The 24,512-nt window shown below is 58.9% G+C and carries 19 protein-coding genes; 4 read left to right on the top strand and 15 right to left on the bottom strand.

The features are described from left to right. Positions 1 to 52: 52 nt before the first annotated feature. The 8 genes from tadA to treP all read right to left on the bottom strand — a co-directional run bounded on the left by tadA (position 53) and on the right by treP (position 10,932). On the bottom strand, positions 53 to 550 hold the full coding sequence (gene tadA, locus AC3IUE_RS05410; RefSeq protein ID WP_140677095.1) for a tRNA adenosine(34) deaminase TadA: 498 nt from the start codon (positions 548 to 550) through the stop codon (positions 53 to 55). Continuing rightward, complete coding sequence (locus tag AC3IUE_RS05405) at positions 550 to 1,926, bottom strand: multicopper oxidase family protein (protein WP_150658658.1); 1,377 nt, start codon at positions 1,924 to 1,926, stop codon at positions 550 to 552. The genes tadA and AC3IUE_RS05405 overlap by 1 nt, the downstream gene beginning before the upstream one ends. 167 nt (positions 1,927 to 2,093) lie before the next feature. After that, entirely contained in the window at positions 2,094 to 3,254 is a 1,161-nt protein-coding gene (locus AC3IUE_RS05400; protein WP_489264019.1) for an integrase core domain-containing protein, read from the bottom strand. 256 nt (positions 3,255 to 3,510) lie between these two features. Next, positions 3,511 to 3,810 (bottom strand): PTS sugar transporter subunit IIB, encoded by a 300-nt coding sequence (locus AC3IUE_RS05395; protein ID WP_489266011.1) that lies wholly within the window; start codon positions 3,808 to 3,810, stop codon positions 3,511 to 3,513. A gap of 2 nt (positions 3,811 to 3,812) precedes the next feature. Beyond that, complete coding sequence (gene ptsP, locus AC3IUE_RS05390; protein WP_489266009.1) at positions 3,813 to 6,341, bottom strand: phosphoenolpyruvate--protein phosphotransferase; 2,529 nt, start codon at positions 6,339 to 6,341, stop codon at positions 3,813 to 3,815. 62 nt (positions 6,342 to 6,403) lie between these two features. Then, a complete protein-coding gene (locus tag AC3IUE_RS05385; protein WP_489266007.1) occupies positions 6,404 to 7,627 on the bottom strand; it encodes a maltoporin in 1,224 nt (407 codons plus the stop codon). A 95-nt stretch (positions 7,628 to 7,722) separates the two neighbouring features. Next, positions 7,723 to 9,372, bottom strand: coding sequence for an alpha,alpha-phosphotrehalase (gene treC, locus AC3IUE_RS05380; RefSeq protein ID WP_489266005.1), 1,650 nt, complete (start codon positions 9,370 to 9,372; stop codon positions 7,723 to 7,725). Positions 9,373 to 9,489: 117 nt separating this feature from the next. Further along, entirely contained in the window at positions 9,490 to 10,932 is a 1,443-nt protein-coding gene (gene treP, locus AC3IUE_RS05375) for a PTS system trehalose-specific EIIBC component (RefSeq protein WP_056743220.1), read from the bottom strand. Between the two features lie 237 nt (positions 10,933 to 11,169). On the opposite strand from treP, the gene treR reads away from it, so the two are divergent. Then, positions 11,170 to 11,874, top strand: a complete 705-nt coding sequence (gene treR / locus AC3IUE_RS05370; protein WP_489266003.1) for a trehalose operon repressor — start codon at positions 11,170 to 11,172, stop codon at positions 11,872 to 11,874. Positions 11,875 to 12,011: 137 nt separating this feature from the next. Further along, positions 12,012 to 15,101 carry a membrane-targeted effector domain-containing toxin gene (locus AC3IUE_RS05365; RefSeq protein WP_489266001.1) on the top strand — a complete coding sequence of 1,030 codons (3,090 nt, stop codon included), beginning with the start codon at positions 12,012 to 12,014 and terminating at the stop codon, positions 15,099 to 15,101. 66 nt (positions 15,102 to 15,167) lie between these two features. Here the strand turns inward: AC3IUE_RS05365 and AC3IUE_RS05360 are convergent, their stop codons facing one another. The 6 genes from AC3IUE_RS05360 to AC3IUE_RS05335 all read right to left on the bottom strand — a co-directional run bounded on the left by AC3IUE_RS05360 (position 15,168) and on the right by AC3IUE_RS05335 (position 21,493). Further along, the gene (locus AC3IUE_RS05360; protein ID WP_489265999.1) at positions 15,168 to 15,893 is read right to left on the bottom strand and encodes a Fic/DOC family protein; all 726 of its coding nucleotides are present in this window, start codon (positions 15,891 to 15,893) and stop codon (positions 15,168 to 15,170) included. After that, positions 15,886 to 16,578 carry a hypothetical protein gene (locus AC3IUE_RS05355; RefSeq protein ID WP_489265997.1) on the bottom strand — a complete coding sequence of 231 codons (693 nt, stop codon included), beginning with the start codon at positions 16,576 to 16,578 and terminating at the stop codon, positions 15,886 to 15,888. Before AC3IUE_RS05355 ends, AC3IUE_RS05360 begins: the two co-directional genes overlap by 8 nt. A gap of 177 nt (positions 16,579 to 16,755) precedes the next feature. Next, complete coding sequence (gene guaA, locus AC3IUE_RS05350) at positions 16,756 to 18,333, bottom strand: glutamine-hydrolyzing GMP synthase (protein WP_150747949.1); 1,578 nt, start codon at positions 18,331 to 18,333, stop codon at positions 16,756 to 16,758. A 93-nt stretch (positions 18,334 to 18,426) separates the two neighbouring features. After that, positions 18,427 to 19,896: an IMP dehydrogenase gene (gene guaB / locus AC3IUE_RS05345; protein WP_056743214.1), complete on the bottom strand. Its 1,470-nt coding sequence runs from the start codon at positions 19,894 to 19,896 to the stop codon at positions 18,427 to 18,429. 117 nt (positions 19,897 to 20,013) lie between these two features. Next, the gene (locus AC3IUE_RS05340) at positions 20,014 to 20,562 is read right to left on the bottom strand and encodes a hypothetical protein (RefSeq protein ID WP_008147784.1); all 549 of its coding nucleotides are present in this window, start codon (positions 20,560 to 20,562) and stop codon (positions 20,014 to 20,016) included. Positions 20,563 to 20,725: 163 nt separating this feature from the next. Continuing rightward, a complete protein-coding gene (locus AC3IUE_RS05335) occupies positions 20,726 to 21,493 on the bottom strand; it encodes a sulfite exporter TauE/SafE family protein (protein WP_489265994.1) in 768 nt (255 codons plus the stop codon). Positions 21,494 to 21,677: 184 nt separating this feature from the next. Between AC3IUE_RS05335 and xseA the strand changes: the two genes are divergently transcribed. Together xseA and AC3IUE_RS05325 are read left to right on the top strand one after the other, a co-directional pair. Further along, positions 21,678 to 23,057, top strand: a complete 1,380-nt coding sequence (xseA, locus tag AC3IUE_RS05330; protein ID WP_489265992.1) for an exodeoxyribonuclease VII large subunit — start codon at positions 21,678 to 21,680, stop codon at positions 23,055 to 23,057. Between the two features lie 3 nt (positions 23,058 to 23,060). Then, the gene (locus AC3IUE_RS05325; protein WP_056743208.1) at positions 23,061 to 23,882 is read left to right on the top strand and encodes a peptidoglycan DD-metalloendopeptidase family protein; all 822 of its coding nucleotides are present in this window, start codon (positions 23,061 to 23,063) and stop codon (positions 23,880 to 23,882) included. Positions 23,883 to 24,015: 133 nt separating this feature from the next. Here AC3IUE_RS05325 and AC3IUE_RS05320 read toward each other — a convergent pair whose 3' ends face one another. Further along, positions 24,016 to 24,372, bottom strand: coding sequence for a hypothetical protein (locus AC3IUE_RS05320; protein WP_461997085.1), 357 nt, complete (start codon positions 24,370 to 24,372; stop codon positions 24,016 to 24,018). Positions 24,373 to 24,512 lie beyond the last annotated feature (140 nt).

Here is a 24,512-nt window from a genome sequence, read left to right as displayed (position 1 = left end):
GTGAATGACAGTCCGCTATCGCGAGCAAGCTCGCTCCCACAGGGGTCGGTGTTTAGTCGGTGGGTTTGGCTCTTCGGGCCTTGAAGAACTCGCTCAGCACCGCCCCGCATTCCTCAGCCAATACCCCGCCTTCATACAACACCCGGTGATTCAAAAATCCCTGGGTAAAAAACTGCCCCTGACTCTGCACAATCCCGGCCTTCGGCTCCAGCGCCCCATACACCACCCGCGCAATCCGTGAATGCACGATCAGCCCGGCGCACATGCTGCACGGCTCAAGCGTCACGTACAGCGTGCTGCCGGGCAGACGATAGTTGCTGGCTGCCAACGCGGCCGCGCGGATCGCGACCATCTCGGCGTGAGCACTCGGGTCGTTGCCGCTGATCGGGCAGTTGAAACCCCGACCGATGATTTCACCGTCCTGCACCAGCACCGCGCCCACCGGCACTTCACCCAGGGCCGCGCCTTGGGCGGCCAGGGTCAGGGCTTCGCGCATGAAATCACGATCACGGCTGCGGTCGATGATGGCTGTCGGGCGTATCTGACGCATCACGCCACCTCGATGGCGGCCATCAGGCCGGTTTCCATGTGGTCGATCACATGGCAGTGAAACATCCAGATCCCCGGGTTATCCGCCACCAGCGCCACTTGCGCGCGCTCGTTCTTGCCCAACAAGTAAGTGTCGGTGAAGTACGGGATGACCTTGTGCCGGTTCGAGGCAATGACCTTGAAGCTCATGCCGTGCAGGTGAATCGGGTGTTGATACTGAGTCATGTTTTTCAATTCGAAAATGTAGCTTTTGCCCTTCTCGAGCTTGGCAATCGGGCGGTCGGCGCAAGTCTTGTCGGTAATGTCCCAGGCCTTGCCGTTGATCTGCCACAGGCTCGGCGGCTTGCCATTGTCGACGTTCACCGACACTGAGCCTACCCATTCGAAATTGAAGTTGAGTTTCTCGGCATTGGCCAGGTCCGGCTCGGCCACCGGGTTGGCGGGCAGTGCGGGTGGCCACTCGGTCGGGGCATCGGTGTTCGCCACCGAGCGGAACGTGCCCAGTCGTACCGGGCCGTTGCGCAGGGACAGCTCTTCACCCGCTGGCGGTGCCTTGATCGCCAGGCAAATGCGCATGCCGGGACCGAGCCAGTATTCCTTGCCCAACGGGCGCGGTTCGATGGGGTTGCCGTCCAGCGCATAGATCTGCGCTTCGACGCCGGGAATGTTGAGTCGGTAGGTCAGGGTGTTATCGAGGTTGAGCAGGCGCACCCGGGTGATCTGCCCGGCGGGCAACTCGATCACCGCTTGCGAGACACCGTTGATGGTCGACAGACGCCCCGCCGTGCCACCACGGGCCGCTTCGCGAGGAATGCTGAACGCGACAAAAGCGCCCTCTTCATCAACGTGCCAGCTCTTGAGGCTCAAGGTCTTCTCGTACTTGAAACCGGTAGGCTCGCGCTCTTCGATGATCAACGGGCCGACCAGCCCGCGGCCGAGTTCTTCGCTGCTGTTCACATGCGGGTGATACCAGTAGCTGCCGGCGTCGGGCACGCGGAATTTGTAGTCGAAGTATTCGCCCGGCAGCACTGGAAGCTGCGAGACGTAGGGTACGCCGTCCATTTCCAGCGGCAGGCGGATGCCGTGCCAGTGAATGGTGGTGGCGACCGGCAGGTGGTTGATGAAACGCACCCGCAGCCATTCGCCCTGACGCACGCGCAACTCGGTGCCCGGCGCCGACGGGCCGAACGCCCAGGCTTCGGTCTTGTGCCCGGCCACCAGTTCAACGTCCAGCGGTGCGGCGATCAGCTCATAGTCGTGGCCCGCGTCGGCGTCGGCCATTTTGCCCAACCAGTACCGCGACGCGCCCCCCGCTCCGACACCAACGACAACAAGACCGGCCAGGCCACCGAGGATTTGGCGACGGGTAAAGGACATGAACTCAACTACCTCACGTATCAGCGACAGGCGCGTGGGCCTGTAAAAGGCGAATACGATACACCTGCGGTTGAGAAACAGTAAGGGTGGGGTGGCGGATGGCCGCAGAGGCCACCCCTCACTGTAGAGACCGGTACATCCTTTACACATTTGACCGGGTACATCGTTTACACATTTAACAGGCTTGATACGCGTTTGGCACCGCGTTCAAGCCTGCCTAAAGGGAAAGAGCAAAGGTACAACTCCCACACGCCATCAGCCACCTCCTTCAGCGCGACGTGCTCGTCGATCAGCGCCTCGCCCAGAAAGATCAGGCCCCCTTGCCACTTGATCTCACCATTCTTGCGCACCCGCCGTACTTCGACGTCGGCCCCGTATTCGATCGCCGGCAAATAGCCTAGATAAGGTCTGAGTGACGGGCGATAGATATCCGCTGGCGTCTTCATCTCCAGCGCCGTATGAGGCCGTGCGTGATTGAAATCCTGTACGAAGTCCTCAAAGGCAAGCTGCTGACGCAGCAGGTTTTCCGCCGGCGGCCTGAGAACGGCAGCCTTTAGCGTGCGGTGCATGCGTTCATGCCGACCGTTCTGATCCGGGCGTCCCGGCTTGATTGTTTCGGGGTGGACACCATGCCTGATGAACCAGACGGACAGCTTGGAGAGGCGGGCCAAGCCTGTCGATGCAAACGGAGCGCCGTTATCGGTGCGGATCACATCAGGCATGCCGAACTCCCGGAACGCCCACTCGAAGCCCTGACGCGTAGGTTCACCGTGGGTGCTGGGAAGCGCCCGGCACGCCAGAAGATAGCGACTGGCATGGTCGGTGATGGTCAGCGGATAGCACCAGCGGCCGTCCTGGGTTTTGAATTGTCCTTTGTAATCGGCGCACCAGGTTTGATTGGGCTCGTCGGCCTGACGCAGATGCACCGGCCCATGCGGACGGGGTGGGTGCAGCCGTCGAGGAATCACCAGACCGGCCTTTTTCAGCCACTCTCCAGCGGTGCTGGCGGCCGGCCAAGCGATCTGCGGCTGCGCATTGCGCAGACGCTGGATCAGTTGCTTCGGCCCGCGATCCGGGTGCTCGCTTTTCTTCGCAAGCAACGTGGCAATGATTTCATCGGGGGTTTGGTGCGGACAGCTCAGCGGTTTTCGCGAGCGCTCTTTCAAGCCATCTACGCCGCAGCTTGCATACCGATCAAGCCACTTATCGACCGTCGGACGGCTAATGCCATATCGCCGACTCAGTTGGCTCTTGCTGTAACTGCCGCTAAGCCAGTCATGGATTAATTTCACTCGCTGATCCATCGGGGACTCTCGATTCCAGGGCATGGTCAGTACCTCCTGACCATGATTGATACCTGTAAACCATGTCCCCGGTCTCAAACGTAAAGGATGTCCCCGGTTTTTACCCACCCTAACCCTCTCCCCAGAGGGTAGAGGGGACTGACCGAGTTGTTCTTGGAGCTACATCGACCTGAAAAATCGAGTCGAACTCAGGTTTGAAAAGCTTGAAGATCTGCTCCCTTTCCCCCTCTCCCCTGTGGGGAGAGGGCTGGGGTGAGGGGTGGCTCTTGAAGCTGATCAATCAGCGTCCAGGTAACGCCAACCCCATCAACAAATGCACGACACCTCCGTCCAGCATCATGACTCCCGGCACACCGGCCATATTCAAAGCTTGCCGATCCATCCGCCCCACATCCCGCAACGCCACCCGAACCCGGGTCAGCGCCACCGGCTGCTGCGACTTGAGGTTATCCATTCCGCCCAGTGCGGCGACGATATCCGGGGCCAGACCAGAAACAGGCTGAGCAACCACTTTCGGCTCATCCACCACCAGATCCGGGGTTAACGCTTTCCAGAACGCCCGCTGCATTTTCTCGAACATGCTCAGTTCTCCAGTACCAGTGAAGTATCGACTGTCGCCTCGTGATACAGCCGCAACGCCTCGCGCACTTGCTCGGCGCTTTCCAGGCCCAGCACTTGCTGGGCGATGGCCTGGCAGTCCAGCAGATCCACTTCGCGAACCGCCGCTTTGATCGCCGGAATCAATGGCACGCTCACCGACAGTTCATCCACCCCAAGTCCCAACAGCAACGGCACCGCCAGCGTCTCGGACGCCATGGCGCCACACACACCGACCCATTTGCCATGGGCGTGGGCGGCCTTCACGGTGCTGGCAATCAAACGCAGCACCGACGGATGAAAACTGTCGGCCTGACTGGCCAGACGCGGATGATCGCGGTCCATGGCCAGGGTGTATTGGGTCAGGTCGTTGGTGCCGATCGAGAAGAAATCCACTTCCGGCGCAAACAGATCGGCCATCAGTGCCGCTGCCGGTACTTCGATCATGATCCCCAGTTTCGGCAATTCAGTGAGACCCAATGCCAGCGCCTCTTCCTCAAGCAGCTGCCGGGCCCGTCGCAACTCCGACAGTTGCGTGACCATGGGCAACATGATGTGCAGGCGGGCCAGCCCGGCGCTGCTCAGGATCGCTTTGAACTGATCGCGCAGCAGCTGCGGGCGCTCCAGGCACAAACGAATCCCGCGCATGCCGAGGAACGGGTTGGTTTCGCTGTCCATCGGCACGTAGGCCAACGGTTTGTCGCCGCCGACATCCAGAGTCCGCACCACCAGATTGCGCGCCGGCCCCAGGGCGCGGGCGATGGCGCTGTAGGTGGATGCCTGTTCGTCATGGCTCGGCGCATGGTTGCGGTCCAGATAAAGAAACTCCGAACGCAACAGACCGACGCCTTCTCCGCCCAGCGTCATGGCCTGCTCGGCTTCGGTCAGAGAAGCAACGTTGGCCGTCACTTCAAAGTGGTGACCATCGCGGGTACAAGCCGCCAGCGCAGCGTGTGCCAGCTCATGTTGATGGCGCTTCTGCTGGCGCTGACGATTGGCCTGCAGCTGCTCGATGGCCGCCAGATCCGGGTCCAGATGCAGCTCGCCCTTGTCGGCGTCGAGCAACACTTGGGTGCCGTTGGCCAGCGCCAGCACCTGAACGGGCAACCCGCAGATCGCCGGCAAACCGGACGCCCGCGCGAGGATGGCGACGTGGCTGGTAGCGCCGCCACCGACCGTGGCGAAACCCAATACCTTGCGGGTATCGAGCCCGGCGGTCTGTGACGGCGTCAGTTGTTCGGCGATCAGGATCGCCCCTTCTGGCAGCTCCATCGCCTGATCCTGTACGCCGAGGATCAGCTTGAGCACCCGTTGGCCGACATCGGCCAGGTCCGCCGCCCGCTCCGCCAGCAAGGCATTGCCCAGGCTTTTGAACAGGGTTGCCGTCGACTCGGTGGCTGCGCGCCAGGCGAACCCGGCACTTTTGCCTTCGATGATCAGCGACTCGGTCTGATCCAGCAGACTCGGGTCTTCAAGCAGTTCCTGGTGCGCCTTGAAAATCTCTGCCTGGGCGTCACCGGTGGCGTTGTCGCGCAGTTGCTGCAAGGCCAGCGCCGCTGCGGCCAAAGCCCGAGACAGATGCTCTCGCTCACGCTGCGGACCGACGCCGAACTCGCTCACTTCAAGCGTTTGCTCGGCGATCTGCACAACCTGACCAAACGCCGAACCCGCCGAGGCACAGACTCCGCGCAAAACGTTCAGCGATGACGCTTCAACCGTCTCGACTTCTGCCATCACGGCGACCGTCTCGCCACACCCGTCGGTCAGCAATTCGGCCAGCGTCTTGATCGCCGCTTCAGCATCCGGGCCGGCCGCGCTGACTTGCACAACGTCACCATGAGCCGTCTGCAACGCCATGATTGCCACCAGGGATTTCGCGTTCGCACTCGCCTGCTGTTTATGCAGGTAAATGCTCGCCGAAAAACCTTTCGCTGCTTGAGCGAACACCGCGGCCGGACGGGCGTGCAAGCCGTTCGGGTTGGCAAGTGTCACCGGTTTGGAAAACAGTGCTTCGCCCTCTTCCGGCACCGGCTCATCAGTTGTTGGCTCGATGGGATTCAAGCTCAGCAACGGCTGGCCACTGTCTACCAAACCCGTTTCCGGCGTCAGCCAAGTGAACGGCTCACCGCTGACCACCAGCATCAAGGTCAGCAGGCTGCGAGCATTCAAGGCAATGTAATCGGCATCGAACTCGATCAGCGACTGCCCAACGTCAACCCGCTGGCCCTCCTCCACCAACCGCGTGAACCCCTTTCCTGCCAGGTTCACCGTGTCGAGGCCGATGTGCATCAACACCTGCACGCCATTGTCGTCGGTGATGCTGACCGCATGCCCACTGGCCTGCACATTGCTGACAACCCCTGCCAGCGGTGCGCACAAGGTTTGCGAAGTCGGATCGATGCACAGACCGTCGCCGATCACGCGACTGGAAAACACCTGATCGGGCACCTGGTCCAGCGGCATCAGCACGCCGGACAAAGGTGCCAGCAGTTGCAATTGTTGGGGTGTGGCCATGACGTCACCTGCTGTTTTGTTCTTTGAAGTGCCGATGGAGCGCGAGGCTCCGACAGCATCGCTTATTTCCACCAATACTCGACCTGCAATCCGACGTTCGAACCGTGTCGCGCTGTGCCGAAAGAGCCGGTGTCGGACAACGCAGAACCTGCCGCCAGTTCATTGGCCGCCCGTTTGGCCGCCTCGTTCCAGCTCGCATAGGTGTAATACAGACGCACCTCGGGGCGAGCCCAGAATTCCGGTCCTTTGGGCGACCAGGTCGGAGCGAAGGTGAACTTGCTCAGCTTGCGCGTGCCGCCCGTGGCTTCGACCTGATCGTGACCCAGTTCGGTCACCAGTTTGAACTGCTCGGTGAGCGCATAAGTCGGGCGAACGCCCAGGGAAATCCAGTTCTGGTCAGCGCCGTCCGGGCGAATGTCTTTCTGATAGACCGCCTCGATCTGCCCGCCAAATCGCGGCGTCACTTGCCAGTCGAAGAACTCCACTACCCGGTAGCTTTTGCTGCTGTCGTCCAGCTTCACGTTACCGGTATAGCCCAACCCGGTGCCGGGCCCTTCGCCGTACTGGAACGCGAGTTTGTTCTTGCCGCCCAGAAAACCTTTCTGCACATGCTGGGTGGTGATCGCCCAGCCACGGTGAGCGTCGCGACTGTCGGGTTTGTCGATGTAGCTAAGGCCAAACTCCAGTTCACCGCCGGGGTTGGTGTTGAAACCAGCGACGTTGAAGTCGTGACGGTTGATGTAGTCCTTCTGGTACAGGTTGTCCTTGCGCGAGAAGGCGTAACTGTATTTCAGATCGCCGATCAGCACGTCCTCGATACCGCCGCCGGTGGCGCTCTGGTTCCAATAGTAGAAGTCGGAAATGTGGATATCGTTCCGTTTGTAGTAGCGCCGGCCGGCCCACAGCGAACCGCCGTTGAGGCTGGGCATGTTCGACCACTGCGCGTACGCCTGCGGCAGGCGCACCGAGCCGTTGTCACCGTTGAAGGTCAGGTCCTTGTCGTACTGGTTGTACAACGACGCCATGCCATCGACGCTCAGCACCGAGCCGTCATCCAGGGTGTAAAGATCCTGGCGCAGTTCCAGCTCAGCGTACTGCTCGCATTCGTTGCCCAAGCGGTATTTGGTCTGCGCACCCGGCAGTTGGAAACACTGCTGTTTACCGCTGTTGACCGAGGTGCCGACGCCGCTGCGCAAGTAACCGGCGAACTCCAGCGCTTGTGCCGAAAGTGGCAACGCCAGGCATACGCTCGCAGCTGCAAGGCTGCGAATTATTGTTGTTTTCAAGAACCACCCCATTATTTTTATTGTGTGCAGCGGCAAAATCGACGCGCAAAACTCTCCCGCGCAGCGTTCTGCGTGTTGTTTTAAAACAGTGTTTTTTAGTGGTTGGTCAGGTGCAGAACGAACGACTCAAAGGGCCGTAAAAACACCTGCCGATTGCGCGGCGGACAATCCGGGTAGTTGCTGATCACCAACCGCTGCGTCATCGCCTCGTCGATCACTTCATTCGGCAATACGACTTCACAGGTAGTGCCGTAGAAGTTGTTCAGCACCAGCAAGCGCTCGCCATTGCCCTCCCGCACGTACGCCCAGATTTGCGTGTGCTCGGGCAACAATTGCCGGTAAACACCGTCGGATATCAACGCTTCACTGCGGCGCAGAGCGATCAGTTGGCGGTAGTGATGAAGCACCGAATCCGGGTCATCGAGTTGGGCGGCGACGTTGATCTGCGTGGCGTTGGCCGGCACACCGATCCACGGCTCGACAGCGCTGAAACCGGCATTAGGCTCGGCATTCCAGTGCATCGGCGTACGGCCGTTGTCCCGGGACTTCTGCATGATCGCCGCCATGTTGTCGGCGTCGCTCGCACCCGCCTCGCGCTTGAGCCGGAAGATGTTCAGCGTCTCGACATCGCGGTACTGATCGATGTGATCGAAGCCCGGATTGGTCATGCCCAGTTCCTCGCCCTGGTACACGAACGGCGTGCCCTGGAGGAAATGCAGCGCCGTGCCGAGCATCTTCGCCGAGATCTCTCGATATTCGCCGTCATGCCCAAAACGCGAGACCACCCGTGGCTGGTCGTGGTTACACCAGAACAGCGCGTTCCAGCCACCGCCGGCCTGCATGCCGGTCTGCCAGTCGGAGAGAATGCGCTTGAGTTGCAGGAAGTCGAAATCGGCACGAATCCACTTCTGCAGGTTCGGGTAATCGACCTTCAGGTGATGGAAGTTGAAGGTCATCGACAGCTCTTTCGACTCTGGCCGCGAGTAACGAATGCAGTGTTCCAGGCTGGTGGAAGACATTTCGCCGACGTTGATCAGGTCATGGCCTTCGAAGACTTCGCGGTGCATTTGCCGCAAGTATTCGTGGACGTTCGGGCCATCGGTGTAGAAGCGTCGACCGTCGGTGTTGTCCTCGGGGAAGTCCGCCGGTTTGGAGATCAGGTTGATCACGTCCAGACGGAACCCGCCTACGCCCTTGTCGCGCCAGAAACGCATCATCTTGAAGACTTCGGCGCGCACCTTGGGGTTGTCCCAATTCAGGTCGGCCTGAGTGTGATCGAACAGGTGCAGGTAATACTGACCGGTCTGGGCTTCGTACTCCCAGGCCGAGCCACCGAACTTGGATTCCCAGTTGTTCGGCTGGTCGCGCCAGATGTAGAAATCCCGGTACGGGTTGTCGAGGCTGCTGCGGGCCTGCTGGAACCAGGTGTGCTCGATGGAGGTGTGGTTGACCACGATATCGAGCATCAATTTGATCCCACGCTTGCCGGCCTCGGCGATCAGCAACTCACAATCGGCCATGGTCCCGTAACTCGGGTCGATGGCGTAGTAATCACTGATGTCATAGCCGTTGTCGCGCTGGGGCGAACGCAGGAACGGCGTGATCCACAGGCAATCGACACCCAGCCAGTGCAGGTAATCGAGCTTGGCCACAACGCCCAGCAAATCACCCGTGGGGTTGCCGGCGTGGCTGTGAAAACTCTTCGGGTAGATCTGGTAGATCACCGAACGTTGCCAGTCTTGCATGGCGGGGTTCCTTCAGTAAGTTTTGTACTGGCCTTGCGGGCCTCATCGCGAGCAAGCTCGCTCCCACATTGGAATGCGATCAACTGTGGGAGCGAGCTTGCTCGCGATAGCGATCTATCAAGCGACCCGATACCCAGGCCGAACAATCTTCATGCTCAACCCGCAGGTCAGAACAAACGGCACGACCATGGCAATGACCATCCCGATCACGAACATCGGAATGAACTGCGGAATGATCGAGATAAAACCGGGCAAGCCACCGACGCCGATTGCCGAGGCCTGGACCTTGTTCAGCGACAGGAAAATGCAGCCCAGGGCCGAACCGATCAGGGCTGCGTAGAACGGAAATTTGTAGCGCAGGTTGACCCCGAACATGGCCGGTTCGGTGATGCCGAAGTAAGCCGAAATCGCCGAGGTCGAGGCCATGCTTTTATCCCGCACGTTACGGGTCATGTAGAACACCGCCAGTGCCGCACTGCCCTGGGCCAGGTTGGACATGACGATCATCGGCCAGATGAAGGTGCCGCCCTGGGTGGAGATCAGCTGCAAGTCGACCGCGAGGAACATGTGGTGCATGCCGGTAATCACCAGCGGCGCGTAGAGCAAACCGAAAATCGCCCCGCCGACCATTGGCGCCAGGTCAAACAGCATGACCACGCCTTCGGTGATAAGAATCCCCAGATGCCGGGTCACCGGGCCGATCACTGCCAGCGCCAGTACGCCGGTGACGACAATGGTGGTGATCGGTACGACCAGCAATTGAATCGCGTTCGGCACCCGCGCCCGCAGCCATTTTTCGATGACGCTCATCACGTAGGCCGCCAGCAGGATCGGCAAGATCTGCCCCTGATAGCCGACCTTCTCGATCTGGAACAAGCCAAGAATGTCGAAGTACGGCAGACTCTGCCCGTCCAGCCCGGCCACCGCTTTGCCGTAGTTCCAGGCATTGAGCAGATCGGGGTGCACCAGCATCAGGCCAAGCACGATGCCGAGGATTTCGCTGCCGCCAAACCGTTTGGCCGCCGACCAGCCCACCAGCGCCGGCAGGAACACAAACGAGGTGTTGGCCATGAGGTTGATCAGGCTCCAGAGCCCGTCAAGCTTCGGATAGGCGTCCAGCAGGGTCTTGCCCTCGATGAACATGCCCTTGGCGCCAATCAGGTTGTTAATGCCCATCAGCAGGCCGGCAATGATCAACGCCGGGAGGATTGGCATGAAAACGTCGGAAAACACCCGCACCAGACGCTGCATGGCGTTGATCTTGTCGGCGCTTTTTTGTTTGACGTCGGCGATGGTTGAAGCCGCGAGACCGGTTTGACGGCGCAGTTCGGCGTAGACCTTTTCAACCTCGCCAGGGCCGATAACCACCTGGAACAGGCCGCCGGTGAAGAACGAGCCTTTGACCAGATCGATCTGGTTCAACGTGGCGCTGTCGACCAGGCTCGGGTCCTTGAGGGCCAGGCGCAGGCGGGTGACGCAGTGCGCGGCCTGCTCGAGGTTGTCGCTGCCACCGAGGCTTTGCAGCAGCTCGCTGGCGATATTCGGATAGTCGTGGCTCATGCTTGTTCTTCCGCTGTAGTTTTTTGTTATTGGCAGCACGCCGAAGCGAAAAGTACTCGTCTGTACGAGTTAAAGCAACAACTCGTACAGACGAGTTTGAATTTGTTTATCCTGAACCCGACCGGCGGCGACATTTCCCACCTCAAAAGTCAAAGAAACCTAACGCCGCATGGACAAACCCCTACCCTGCCCTTAAGGTTCGAAACCTTGAGCACAGCGCGGCATAGAGCCATCCCCATGAGTAAATACAACCAGATCTACAGCGATCTGCTTGCCAGCATCACGACCGAACGTCTGGAACGCGGCGCCCGGTTGCCTTCCGAAACCGAACTGATGGACAGCTACCAGGCCAGTCGCGGCACCGTGCGCAAGGCCATCGAGCAACTGCAGGAGCGCGGTTTCGCCCAGAAAGTCCACGGCAAAGGCACGTTTGTCCTGTCGACCAACCCGATCGAATTTCAGCTGGGCGGCATCGTCAGCTTCCAGGAGACCTACCCGAGCCTGGGCAACAATGTCAGCACCGACGTGGTCGAGTTCAGCCAGATCCCCCTCGAAGGTTCTCTGCTCGAACACATCCAGGCTGAAGAAGGCAGCCTGATCACGCGGATCAAGCGAGTGCGGCGGATCGACGGCAAACGCGTGATCCTCGACATCAACCATTTCGTCAGCGACGTGATTCCCGGCCTGTCCCGAGACATCGCCGAGCACTCGATCTACGCCTTCATCGAGCAGACCTTGCAACTGCAAATCGCCTACGCCCAGCGCACCATCGAAGCGGTGCCGCGGAGCAAGGATGACCAGCAACACCTGGACCTCGACGGCCAGAGCCATGTGATCGTGGTCAGCAACCAGACGTTTTTGCAGGACGGACGGCAGTTCGAATACACCGAGTCGCGGCACACCTTGGACAAGTTTTACTTTTCTGACGTTGCACGGCGCTGAGCCTGACTCAGACCTTCGTCATGCCCTACTTCTTCTATCAGCAACAGGCCACCACCAGACACCCAGTAGCTTACAGATGGAACCGATGCCCCTTGAGATAGTGAGCGCCCCCTCAGCAACCTCTCAAGGCGAGCATCATGGACGACACTCAAGACATAACCCTGCCCGACGCTACCGATGCGCAGGCCCTCCAGGCCCTGATCCCTGATCTGGTAACCGATTGCCCCGACATGTACGCCATGGCGTATCAGGTCGCCAAAGACATTCTCATCCAGCACAACATCACGGATATCGAACCCGACAAGGTCTACTGGCATCGGTTTAATGCCGCTCAAAGCAGCTCGAAGACCTTTACCGGCTGGCAGCATGTATTCGAAAAACCCAGGGAGTCGATGACCTTCCCGCAACTGGTCATGCAGCGTTTCAGTGTCCACGACCAGGACAACGGGGACCTGCTGGACGTTGACAGCGGTTTCTACCGTGCCGACGGCAATGCCGGAAACTACGATGAAACCAACGAAATTCGCCTGCATGCCCGGGATGTGTTGAAAACCTTCTGGGATACCAATTTCGCTGACCGTTGCAAAACGGCCATCGCGACGTTCTGGGAAAAGCACAGCGACAACTTCCGTGCGCTGGCCAAGTGCACGTTCATCGCCAAAGCCATTGAAGACTACGAGAAGGGATACCTGACCCGCGAACACTTCACCCTGGTGCTCAGGGCGGCCACCGCAAATGTGAGCAGGCCACTCACCCGGCAAATGCTGCTGGACGAGGCGCCAGCAGGCAGCGGTTTATCAATCCGCAAGTTTTGTATTGATCAGTACGTGTCGACGGACATTTTCAGTATCACCGACGACCGTGACCTGAACATTCTCTACGTTCCGGGTGAGCCCAGAGGTTTTCACTGCTTCACCAGCGTCGAGCAATTGCACGAATGGCTGGCCAATGAAGTCAAGGATGCCGAAGGCCGTGAGCGCATGCTCATGCACTTCAAGCAGCAAGAGCGCGACATTATTCAGGACAAACCCACTTCACTGGGGCACAAGCTCACCAACTTCACCGGTATTGGCCTGATCATTCATGCGTTTGAGGAGACGGAAACCGAAAATATCGGCCTCACCCATGCCTATGACGTATTGCCCGGTGAATATGCAGTCGCGGACCATCATTTGCTCCACTACCGTGGCGAGAAAATTGCCGGTGATGCGTTCACCCATCTGAACCGGTCCACTCATGAGCGCATGCTCAGCGACGCCAATTACCTGCTGCACTCCAACGGCGAGATCAGGAAAAAGCTGTGGATAGGCTATCTCAATGCCTTCAACCACACCTTCGGGCCCATGGCCGCCCTTGCATGGCCGGCAGCGTTTGTCGTCATCGGCGCTGGCATCGCCAATGTCGGGCTTCACATCGACCAGGCCATCAACGGCCACACCCCGGCGGAACGCAAGGCCGCAGTGACTGGCGCCATCCTTGGCAGCGTGGATGTGCTGTTCAACCTGCCTTTCCTGAGGGGGGCGGCAGAACTTGCAGAGGCCTCCGATTTCGCAGAAATCACGGAGACAGAAGAGACCCTTGCGACCGGGCCGGAACCGAAGTCAGAAGCTGAACTGCCCCCACCACCCACTCCGTCTTTCGAGACCGTCATGGCCACGCCTGCCGACGCCGACATTCTCGCCCCTTTTGAAACCAATGAGGTCCTCGACGGCGACTTCCCGGTCAGTGACGAAGGCAAATTCCAGGGCATTTACCAACCCCGGACTGGAGGTAACTACATCGCAGTCGGTGACAGTTTCTACCTGGTGCGCTACAGCAACGAACTGAAAACCTGGGTAATCATTGACCCGGTCAATCCTTACTCCTTTTACCGCAACATACCGGTACGCCTGAATGAAATGGGTGAATGGGTGCCCCTCACGCGTCCCGGCCTGGTGGGCGGGGGCAAGTTTGCCGATCTGTTTGCCGATCTGTTTGCCAGGGCCGAGCCGCCACTCCCGGACTTCGATGCCCCGGCGACGGCATACGATGTTCCGCAGGACATCAAGCCAGCCCTCAAACAGGCGGCCAAGGGTATGGCCCCTAAGGGGGATTTGAAGGACGGCTTTGTCAATCCAAACAATCCGGACATTGAGCTGGGAGCCTTCAAGAGACTGCGCCGAACACTGCACGACGACGCCGTGACCTTCTATTCGCAACCGCCGCTGCGACCCAGACCGACCATTCCATCGTTCATTGCGAATGCGAAGCTCCAGGACATCATCAAGACCCTTTTCAAGCGGTCACAGAGCCTGGTCATCGGTGAAAGCCACGACAGCGTGGGCAGTAAACAGTTTCTGGTCGAGAACATGAGCGTGCTGCGCAAACAAAAGGTCAAAACCCTGTACATGGAGCATCTGCTGACCGATTTCCATCAGACTGACCTGGATGTGTTCAACCGCACTGGAGTGATGTCCGAGGATCTGGAAAGCTACCTCAAGGACCTTGATGCAGGTTTTTCGACTGACCCCAGCGAACAATTCACCTTTGAGCAGGTGGTCAGGACGGCGCAAAAAAACCATATCCGCGTTCAGGCCATCGACTGCCTGGCCAGTTACCGCAGCGCTGGCATTGAGAGGGCAAACATCAATTTTCGGCAAAAAATGATGAATTTCTTTGCCCGCCAAGTCATCGACGCCGACCAAACGGCCAGAGGCGCGCATCGCTGGGTGGCGTTGGTCGGGAACAGCCACGCCAATACCTATGCCGAAGTGGCGGGTGTCAGCGAACTTGAAGGCAGCATCGGGCTGCGTATTGAAAGCGTGGGCCCGGATGAGCTCGGCGGTATCAAGGTCGACCCGGGGGTGGCCGACGAGCCACGCCCGGGACAAGCGGCCGGTTTTGCCAAAAATGACTTGTTGCTGCAAATCCCGACGCCGAAAAGCGTGATCCTGGCGCAAAGGCTGGAGGATGGGCTACCCATGCCGGGCACGTACACCCTCAGCACCAGTACCGGTGAACCCTTTCTGGTTCACCGCAGCAGAACCCTCACCAACAGAGTCATCACCAGTAACGGCATCCTCACCCGTGGCAAACTCGTTCGAACGCCCATCAAGCATGATGCAGATGGGTACTACGTCGAACGGGATTCCTGGCAGATCAATGGTCGACGCTTTCAAAACCCCGACGCCTTGAGTTCAGCGCTGCACAGAATGGGCATGACCCCCGTCCGACTACCAGGCGTCTAAAACGCAAAAAGGCCGTGTGAACAGTGTTCACACGGCCTTTTCAGTTACATGCGATCAATCAATCAATCAATCAATCGTGTAGCCCCTGCGCTGATCGAACTCCTGATACTTCTGCGAGATGGCAGGATCATTAAAGGATCCTTCGACAGTGTCCACCGAGACAAGACCGTTAAGACCTTTAACAGATTGAATGGCAGCTTCCCACTTTCCCGGATCCAGAGGTAGCTCGATGAAGTCCTTCAGGTAATCATCAAGGATGCCCTTATCGGGAGTCTCGATCTCGTCACTAAGCGCCGACAAGTAGGCGGACTTGTCTGTCCTGCTCCAGTTAATCGAAAATCCAGCTCGATGACACAACACCGAGTGCACCACGAGCATCGTCCTTCCATTACCGTCCAGGAATGGGTGCCCATAGGCAAAGAACCCCATCACCACGCCCGATGATTTTCTGAGAAAAGCCTTGTCCTGGCCCAGACGGAGACCTTCTTCTACAGCCCTTTTGGCTTCAGTGGGAGGGCAAAAGTAAGTATCTGCCTTGGAAATAGCCAAATCAGGAGAAGTGCTCAGTCTATCCTTGCCCGCCCAAGGATAAAGATCTCCGAACAGGAGTTTGTGAACATGCAGAAAATTACCGTAGGTGATTACTCTCTGCTTGGCCAGGTAAGCCATGGCGTCCGACAGGTTCGCGCTGAACAAGTCGTGCTCAAGGTGTTTGACGATGTTGAGGTCTTTTTCACCCACAACATTCCTGAGATATCCCTTCGCTTCGAAATCCTTGAACGGGTCAAACACGCTGTCTTTCTCTCAAGTAGTTGGCGAGTAGATGAACCGCTTCTGTGCCGGTGACCTTTTTCTCTTTTTTCAACGCAATGACCAACTGCTCAATTGAGTCGGTACGAACATCATCCCCGGCCAATCTCGAGACATTTTCTGCCCATTCATCGGCATATGTTTTGACGTAGGAAACCTTGCTGAGCTCGGCGAGATCCAGCACGTACCGTTTGAGGCCAACAGTCGGGATGATCAAGTTCCCGGTTGTAGGGTGACGCCTCACCGTATTTTTCGCTTTCCGGGAGGGCGCCCGTTCATTGATGTAAACCACCGACCTTCCGCCCAACGACAACTTGCGGCGGATCCGGCGATTGCCCTGCACGCATATTTTCGCTTCCTTGCGGGCGCCCGAACGGCGCTGTCCTGAAGGCGTCGTTTGCACTGAAACGCTCATGCCGAACCGCCGAAATGCTTCGACCGCCAGTGTTTCAAGATCCTCGACAGGCGTAACGAGACCGGTGTCAGGGTTTCTGAACGCTTTGGCATAAACACCAATGCCCATCCGTACAATTACGCCCTTTTTCTGCAACTTATCGAGAGCGACGGAAACTTGAGAGTGACCGCCCAGCGACGCAACGTCCGCGCGCAGGATCACATTACCCGACGTGCGCTGGATGGCCATCCGCATGCGTTCTTCAAGCTTCATGTTCAAACCTCCCGACAGCGAGCGAATACTTTACCACCTGTCGAAGCAAAACTTCTGCAGGCCATATTGCTCGCTTCGTACGCAACAGAAGCACACGTTACAAAAGCAGTGAAGCATAAAAAAGCCCCTGACCGAGACCGGTACAGGGGCTTTCGCAACGATGACGCTAGCGCGGGATCACTCCCACTCAATCGTCGCTGGCGGCTTGCTCGACACGTCGTAGGTGACGCGGGAGATGCCTTCGATTTCGTTGATGATCCGGCCGGAAACAGTTTCCAGCAGTTCGTATGGCAGGTGAGCCCAACGCGCGGTCATGAAGTCGATGGTTTCAACGGCACGCAGGGCAACGACCCAGGCGTAACGACGGCCATCGCCGACAACGCCAACCGATTTCACCGGCTGGAACACCACGAATGCCTGGCTGACTTTGTGGTACCAGTCGGCCTTGCGCAGTTCTTCGATGAAGATGTGGTCGGCGCGACGCAGCAGGTCCGCGTATTCCTTCTTCACTTCACCGAGGATCCGCACGCCCAGGCCCGGGCCCGGGAACGGGTGACGGTAGACCATGTCGTACGGCAGGCCGAGTTCGAGGCCCAGACGACGGACTTCGTCCTTGAACAGCTCGCGCAGGGGTTCAACCAGCTTGAGGTTCATTTCTTCCGGCAGGCCACCCACGTTGTGGTGCGACTTGATCACGTGAGCCTTGCCGCTTTTGGCGCCAGCCGACTCGATCACGTCCGGGTAGATGGTGCCTTGGGCGAGGTACTTGATGTTGTCCAGTTTGTTGGACTGGGCATCGAAGACGTCAATGAAGGTACGGCCGATGATCTTGCGCTTCTTTTCCGGGTCGCTTTCGCCAGCCAGATTGTCGAGGAACTGATCTTCAGCGTTGGCGCGGATCACCTTGACGCCCATGTTCTCGGCGAACATGGCCATCACTTGCTCACCTTCGTGCAGACGCAGCAGGCCGTTGTCGACGAAGACGCAGGTCAGCTGGTCGCCGATGGCTTTGTGCAGCAGCGCAGCAACCACCGAGGAGTCCACACCGCCGGACAGGCCGAGCAGTACGTTGTCGGTGCCGACCTGGGCGCGAATGTTGGCAATGGCGTCTTCAGCAATCTTCGAAGGCGTCCACAGGGCTTCGCAGCCGCAGATGTCGAGGATAAAGCGCGAGAGGATGCGACCGCCCTGCTTGGTGTGGGTCACTTCCGGGTGGAACTGCACGCCGTAGTAGCCACGAGCATCGTCGAACATGCCGGCGATCGGGCAGCTTGGGGTGCTGGCCAGGATGTGGAATTCCTGCGGCATCTTGGTGACCTTGTCACCGTGACTCATCCAGACGTCGAGGCCGAACAGGCCGTCGGCGTCGATGTGGTCTTCAATGCCGTCGAGCAGACGGCTTTTGCCGACCACGTCAACACGGGCGTAACCGAACTCACGCAGCTCGGAACCTTCGACCTTGCCACCCAGCTGTTCAGCCATGGTCTGCATGCCGTAGCAGATACCGAAGACCGGTACGCCCAGGTCCCAGACGGCTTGCGGTGCGCGCGGGCTGTCGGCGACGTGTACGGACTCGGGGCCGCCGGCGAGGATGATCCCTTTCGGCGCGAATTCGCGAATCGCTTCGTCGTCCATGTCGAACGGATGCAGTTCGCAGTACACACCGATTTCACGCACGCGGCGGGCAATCAGCTGGGTGTACTGGGAACCGAAGTCGAGGATCAGGATGCGGTGAGCGTGAATGTCGAGGGCCATGTGGTCAGTCTCGTCTATGCAATTCGGTGAAGAAAATCAGAAACAACTCGGGGCTGAAAACAGCCCCGGTTACTTAACTTTTTGCTGGAAGGCTCAACCTACGCGGTAGTTTGGCGCTTCTTTGGTGATCTGCACGTCGTGAACGTGGGATTCGGCCATGCCGGCACCGGTGATCCGCACGAACTCAGGCTTGGTGCGCATTTCTTCGATGTCGGCGCTGCCGGTGTAACCCATCGAGGAACGCAGGCCGCCCATCAGTTGATGGATGATGGCGCTCAGGGTGCCCTTGTAAGGAACACGCCCTTCGATACCTTCCGGAACCAGTTTCTCGGCGCCTGCCGAGGAGTCCTGGAAGTAGCGGTCGGAGGAGCCTTGAGCCTGGGACATGGCGCCCAGCGAACCCATGCCGCGGTAAGCCTTGTACGAACGACCCTGGAACAGTTCGATCTCGCCCGGTGCTTCTTCAGTACCGGCGAACATCGAGCCCATCATCACGCAGGAAGCACCGGCAACGATGGCCTTGGACAGGTCACCGGAGAAACGGATGCCGCCGTCGGCGATCAACGGAACGCCAGTGCCTTCTAGGGCAGCGGCGACGTTGGCGATGGCGCTGATTTGCGGGACGCCGACACCGGCGACGATACGGGTGGTGCAGATCGAGCCTGGGCCGATACCGACCTTGACTGCATCGGCGCCTGCTTCGGCCAAAGCCTTGGCGGCAGCGCCGGTGGCGATGTTGCCGCCGATGACCTGCACTTCAGGGAAATTCTGTTTGACCCAGCGAACGCGGTCGATCACGCCTTTGGAGTGACCGTGAGCGGTGTCGACCACCACCACGTCAACGCCGGCATTGACCAGGGCAGCTACGCGATCACCGGTGTCTTTACCGGTACCGACTGCAGCACCAACGCGCAGACGACCTTGGTCGTCCTTGCTGGCCAGCGGGTAAGCCTTGGCTTTTTCGATGTCGTTGACGGTCATCATGCCTTTGAGGGCGAATTTTTCGTCGACGATCAGCACGCGTTCAATGCGGTGTTTGTGCAACAGCTCGCGGACGTCGTTCTTGTCGGCGCCTTCCTTGACCGTGACCAGACGCTCTTTAGGCGTCATCACTTGACGGACGGTGGCGTCCAGACGGTTTTCGAAACGTACGTCACGGGAAGTGACGATGCCGACCAGGTCGCCATCGTGCAGGACCGGAACGCCGGAGATGTTGTGCATGCGGGTCAGTTCGAACAGTTCACGAACCGTGGCGTCAGCCTCGATGGTGATCGGGTCCTTGACCACGCCGGCCTCATAACGCTTGACCTTGCGCACTTCGGCAGCTTGCTGCTCGATGGTCATGTTCTTGTGGATAATGCCGATGCCACCTTCCTGAGCCATGGCAATTGCCAGACGGGCTTCAGTAACGGTGTCCATGGCGGCAGAAACCAGAGGAATATTCAGCTCGATGCCACGGGTTAGGCGGGTCTTGAGACTGACTTCGTTAGGAAGCACCTCGGAATAACCAGGCACTAGGAGAATGTCGTCGAATGTCAGAGCTTCTTGGCTGATACGCAGCATCGCGGGGGCTCCCGAGCGGGAAAATGGAAGCGCGCCATTATAGTCAGACACCCCCTCGGGTTCAATGTAAAACTCTGTCTATTATTAGCATTACTGATATACGGAGATTCTCGTCTCCTACAGCTCGACTTTCACCCAACTGACAGGCTGATCGAGCCAATCGGCAAATTCGTCGATAAAGCTCTGCTTGAACCCGGCCTCTGCCCAGTTGTTGAAGATAAAACCCAGGTTGGAAAAGCCGCATTCCTGCAGGAAAAGAAAGCCGTTGATGTCATCTTCATGCCCGCACTCCGGACACGTGAAGTTATCGGTGCGCCCCGGCATCCAGTCTTCCAGGCTTTCGAACAGCGCTTCGCCGACTTCCTTGCGGCACTCGGCGCAGCCCGCCTCTTCAAGGAATCCCTTGGCCGGCGTATAGATGCAGCGTTTGGTGATGATCTCCAGGCCATTGATCGGTTCACCGAACGGCAGCGCTTCAGGATGCAGCACGACAGCGCGGGCGCCGTCGCCGATGGCATGAGCCATGCGGTTGCCAGTGCGGCCACAAGTGGTCAGTTCTTCTTTAATGATGTTCTTGCGCACCAGCCAACGCACGACCGCCCGGGCCCGGGGTTCGTGCACCGGCAGTGTGGAGATTTTCGGGACAATAATGCTTTGCGAATTCATGGGCACAAGCCTGCAAATACTGAATATTCACCCTTGTAGGAGTGAGCCTGCTCGCGATAGCGGTGTATCAGTCGACAACATTATTGAATGTTAAACCGCTATCGCGAGCAGGCTCACTCCCACAGGATTTTCGGGCGGCAGCTTAATCCCTGACACTCTCAGGTCAAGCACTCAAATAACGTCCGATCAAGGCGATTCCGCTGGCCAGCACCAACCAGGTCACCAGCCGCACAAACGCCTCGCGGGACAATCTCATGGTCAACCGCCGGCCGATCCACAGCCCCAATGCCATGGCCGGCAATAAACACAGCGCCAATACCAACAAGGGTAGCTCGGCGTACACGCCCGCGACAGCAAACAGGCTCAAGCGCACCACGGTGCTGCAACTGATCAGTGCACTCTGAGTCGCCCGGGCTGCCTCTTTGGGCAGGCGACTGTTCAAATAGATCGCATATAAAAAGCCGCCACTGCCAAACAATGCCCCGAACATCCCGCCCACCGTACCCATCGGCACGGCCCAAGCGGCGGACAATTGTGTCGGACGGGTTTTGACCCACAGGCTATAAATCGCATAAGCGCTGATAAACAGCCCCATCATCAGCAACAACACATCGGATTTCAGGTTCAACAGAAAAATCACTCCCAGCGTGCAGCCGACCGCCATGCACGGCAGCAGACGCAGCAACTCGGGCTTCGCCACATCCCGCCGCGAAGGCAGCAGATTGCCGAACGCCGCGACGAAATCCAGCAGTACCAACAGCGGCACGATCTTCGACAGCGGCATGAACAGGATCAGAATCGGCCCCGCTACCAATGCGGTGCCGAAGCCGGCGATGCCGAACACGATGTAGGCCAGGGCGATGCCCAGCCCGATGATCAGCCAATCCGTTGTACCGAAGGGCCATTGGTGCAACATCTCAAATGCATTCATTCCATGTCTTCCTTGAATCCGGGCCCCGACTTTACCCCTGTAGGAGTGAGCCTGCTCGCGATAGCGGTGTATCAGTCGACAACAGTATTGAATGCTAAACCGCTATCGCGAGCAGGCTCACTCCTACAGGGGATTTTCGTTGGTGCATGGAGATTCAGCGCCGAATGCCTTTAAACTGCGCCCCATGATTAAAGATCCCTTTGCAAGACTCGGCCTGGACCGTGAAGTCCTGACTGTCAGCCAGCTCAACGGCCGCGCGCGGGTGTTGCTTGAAGACGTGTTCAGCAACATCTGGGTCGAAGGCGAAATCTCCAACCTCGCTCGCCCGGCGTCCGGTCACGTGTATTTCACCCTCAAGGACAGCGGTGCCCAGGTGCGTTGCGCACTGTTCCGGCAGAACGCGGCGCGGGTTCGTCAGGCATTGAAGGATGGCCTGGCGGTGAAGGTGCGCGGCAAGGTTTCGCTGTTCGAGGGCCGTGGCGACTATCAGCTGATCCTCGATACCGTGGAGCCGGCCGGTGACGGTGCGCTGCGTCTGGCCTTCGATGCGCTGAAGGAAAAACTCAGCGCCGAAGGTCTGTTCAGCGCCGAACGCAAAGTGCCGCTGCCCGCGCATCCGCAACGCATCGGCATCATCAGCTCGCCCACCGGCGCGGTGATTCGCGACATCATCAGCGTATTCCGCCGCCGTGCGCCGCAGATCCAACTCACGTTGATCCCCACTGCCGTGCAGGGCCGCGAAGCCACTGCGCAGATTGTCCGCGCATTGAAACTGGCGGACGCCCGCGGTTTCGATGCGTTGATCCTGGCCCGTGGCGGCGGTTCGCTGGAAGACCTCTGGTGCTTCAACGAAGAAGCCGTGGCCCGCGCCGTGGATGCCTGCGTGACGCCGATTGTCAGCGCCGTCGGCCATGAAACCGACGTGTCGATCAGCGACTTCGTGGCCGACGTCCGCGCCCCGACGCCTTCCGCTGCCGCCGAACTGCTCGCGCCGGATTCCAGTGACCTGGTCCGCCGGGTCGAAAGCCTGCATCGACGGCTGGTGATGCGTATCCGCGACCGCTTGATGCGTGAACGACTGCGCCTGGAAGGCATGTCTCGCCGCTTGCGCCATCCCGGCGAACGTCTGCGCCAGCAAGCGCAGCGCCTGGACGATCTGGACATGCGCATGCGCCGCGCGTTCGAACGCAGCCTCAATACCCGTCGCGAACGGTTGATCCGCCTCGAAACCCGCCTCGCCGGGCAACATCCCGGTCGGCAACTGGCGATGCTCCGTCAGCGCCTAGACAGTCTTGCCGAACGCCTGCCCCGTGCCATGCGCGAAGGGCTAAAATCACGTCGCCTGCAACTGCAAAGCCAGATGCAGACGCTGCATGTGGTCAGCCCTTTGGCGACCCTCGGCCGTGGCTACAGCATTTTGCTGGACGAACGCGGCAACGCGATCCGCAACGCCGCGCAAACCCACAATGGTCAGCGCCTGAAAGCCAGACTTGGCGAAGGCGAACTGCAAGTGCGGGTCGAAGACAATCACCTGACGCCTGTCACCCTTTCTTTACTGGATTGATCCATGCCGCGTTTTTTAGCTCCGCTGCTGTTGCTGTGCCTGACCTTCAACGCCCACGCCGACAGCTACATCACCCGCCTGTTGAACAAACCGGTGCCGGGCGGCGTGGCCGTGGTGGATCTGGGTGCCTCTGCGCAGGCGCCGAAGGCCAGTTATCAAGGCAAACCCGTATTGGTGGTCAAGGAACAGAACAACTGGCTGGCGATTGTCGGCGTGCCGCTGACGGTTAAACCGGGCACGCAGCAGGTCAGCAGTGACGGTCGCACTCTGAATTTCAACGTGGGTAACAAGAAATACCCGGAACAGCACATCACCCTGAAGAACACGCAGCAGGTCAATCCGAACCCGGAGAATCTCAAGCGCATCGAGGGTGAGTTGGCCGAACAGATCCAGGCTTACCGCAGCTTCAGCCCGAACACCCCGAGCAACCTGTTGCTGGACAAACCGGTCAACGGCCCGCTGTCGAGCAAGTTCGGCGTGCGCCGCTTCTTCAATGGTGAAGAGCGGAATCCTCACGCCGGCCTGGACTTCGCCGTGCCTGCCGGTACGCCGATCAAGACCCCGGCGGCCGGCAAGGTGATCCTGATCGGCAACTACTTTTTCAACGGCAACACGGTGTTTGTCGATCACGGACAGGGCTTTATCAGCATGTTCTGCCACATGTCGAAAATCGACGTGCAGGTTGGCCAGCAATTGGCCCGTGGTGGAGTGGTCGGGAAAGTGGGTGCCACCGGGCGCGCGACCGGGCCGCATATGCACTGGAACGTCAGCCTGAATGATGCGCGGGTGGATCCGGCCATCTTTATCGGTGCATTTCAGCCTTAGATAGTGGTTGAGGCTGCCGGCCTCATCGTCGGAACGCCGCCCGGAGCAGGCTCACTCCCACATTGGATTTGTGTTCGCCATAGATCAACTGTAGGAGTGAGCCTGCTCGCGATGGCGGCATAACAGACGCCATCTATTCAGCTTCCAAGTCCTCAATCCCATGAATTTCCCTATGCGCCAGACACTCTTTGATCCAGGCCTGAGTTTCCTCCGAAAAGCCCGCCAACTCTTCAGCGCTGATCAACTCATGAGTACACAGCCCCAGCAAGTGAGCAGGTGCCTCATTGCGTGAGTGACTGAACACGCCAAACGCCCAATACAGCTCCTGTTGACCCGCCTTCAGCCTTTCTTCACTGGCTTCTATCCGCTCATAAGGTGCAATGCTTTTATCCAGCACCGTGCGCTCGACCTCTTCCATGATCCGGACGCATAGCCGCTCATGGGCCAACGGACGCAGTGCGCTATAAAACTTCCAATCCGACTCGTTCATTGCCGACTCCTGCCTGCCAGTAGTCCTTGGTAAGGCTTTAAGAATAGCCGCGCTGACACGCCCCATCACCGAAAGCCTTCAATTGCGCATCGCTCAAACCTCGCGCAAACATAAAAACAATCACCACCCTTCACCGCAAT

It is taken from the genome of Pseudomonas sp. GL_093, assembly GCF_057837605.1.
This window is presented reverse-complemented; position numbering and strand designations above follow the sequence as displayed.